The organism is Ideonella sp. P3_A4, assembly GCF_056403075.1.
This window is the reverse complement of record NZ_JBFUGE010000935.1, coordinates 1-1737: the sequence shown is the minus strand read 5'-3', so window position 1 is coordinate 1737 and position 1737 is coordinate 1. Positions and strand designations below refer to the sequence as shown.

Annotated in this window: 2 protein-coding genes; one reads left to right on the top strand and one right to left on the bottom strand. The window is 66.4% G+C overall.

The genetic code is table 11. From position 1 onward, the window contains the following. Positions 1 to 1323: CTP synthase (locus tag AC1DYI_RS34590; protein ID WP_477208623.1), on the bottom strand; the 1323-nt coding region annotated here is incomplete at its 3' end. Between the two features lie 136 nt (positions 1324 to 1459). Here AC1DYI_RS34590 and AC1DYI_RS34585 point away from each other — a divergent pair. Next, positions 1460 to 1737 (top strand): 4a-hydroxytetrahydrobiopterin dehydratase (locus tag AC1DYI_RS34585; protein WP_477208622.1); only part of this gene is annotated, 278 nt, incomplete at its 3' end.

Here is a 1737-nt window from a genome sequence, read left to right as displayed (position 1 = left end):
GCCGAGGTCAGAGTTGGCGTCACGTTTCTGGATCGAGCCGTCGCGGTCCTGCCATTCGTCGATCAGCGCGATCACCGGGTGGGCGGTGTCGGGGTCGAACTCGGTCGAGTTCGCGCCTTCGAGGCCGGCCCGGTGGCGGGCGTATTCGATCGTTGCGACCTGCATGCCCAGGCAGATGCCGAGGTAGGGCACGTTGTTTTCGCGGGCGAACTGGGCGGCGTGGATCTTGCCCTCGACGCCACGTTTGCCGAAGCCGCCGGGCACCAGCACTGCGTCGACCTTGGCCAGCTGCACATCAGCCTGGCCGTCGGTCAGCGTTTCAGCGTCGATGTATTCGATCTTGACGCGCACATGGTTGTGCAGACCGGCGTGGCGCAGCGCCTCGTTCAGTGACTTGTAGCTGTCCGACAGGTCGGTGTACTTGCCGCACATGCCGATCGTGACCTCGCCACGCGGGTGCTCGACTTCATGCACCAGGGTGTCCCAGCGGCGCAGGTCGGCCGGGCGGGTGAGCGACTGCAGCTTCATGCAGATCATCTCGTCCAGGCCCTGCTCGTGCAGCATGCGGGGCACCTTGTAGATGGTGTCCACGTCCCACATCGAGATCACGCCGTGCTGCGGCACGTTGGTGAATAGCGAAATCTTCTCGCGCTCGTCGTCGGGGATCGGCCGGTCGGCGCGGCACAGCAGCGCGTCGGGCTGGATACCGATTTCGCGCAGCTTCTGCACCGTGTGCTGGGTCGGCTTGGTCTTCAGCTCGCCGGCAGCGGCGATCCACGGCACGTAGGTGAGGTGGACGAAGGCGGTGTGCGTGGGCCCGAGCTTCAGGCTCATCTGGCGCACGGCTTCGAGGAACGGCAGCGACTCGATGTCGCCGACCGTGCCGCCGATCTCGACGATCGCCACGTCGACCGCGTCGGAGGTGCCGACCCCGGCGCCGCGCTTGACGTATTCCTGGATCTCGTTGGTGACGTGCGGGATGACCTGCACCGTCTTGCCGAGGTAGTCGCCGCGGCGCTCTTTCTCGAGCACCGTCTTGTAGATCTGGCCGGTGGTGAAGWTGTTGCTGCGCTTCATCCGGGTGGTGATGAAGCGCTCGTAATGGCCGAGGTCAAGGTCGGTTTCAGCGCCGTCGTCGGTCACGAACACCTCGCCATGCTGGAAGGGCGACATCGTGCCCGGGTCCACGTTGAGGTACGGGTCCAGCTTGATCAGGGTGACTTTGAGACCGCGCGATTCGAGGATCGCGGCGAGTGATGCTGACGCGATGCCCTTGCCGAGAGAGGACACCACACCGCCGGTGACGAAGACGAACTTGGTCATGTCAAAAAGCACTCCGGCGGGCCGGGGGATCGGCCGGGCTCAGGAGTGCCGTGGTGGTAAAGCGTGATTATACGGGTCGACCTGACGGGGCGCTCTGAGGGCTGCCCCCGGGACAACCCCTTGCCGGAGCGTGCCCATGACCGCCGACCGAACCCACAAGCGTCTCGCCCCGCTGTCGCCAGACGAGTTGGCCACCCGCCTGGAGCGCGAACTGCCGGGCTGGCGCCTGGCCGACGGCGCGATCGAGCGCCACATCGACACGGCCGGCTGGCGCGCGACGCTGATGGTGGTCAACGTGATCGGTCACCTGGCCGAAGCCGCCTGGCACCACCCGTCGCTGGAGGTCGACTACGCGCGGGTCGGCGTGCGCCTGTGGACCCACGATGCGAACGGCATCACCGAGCGCGACCTGGC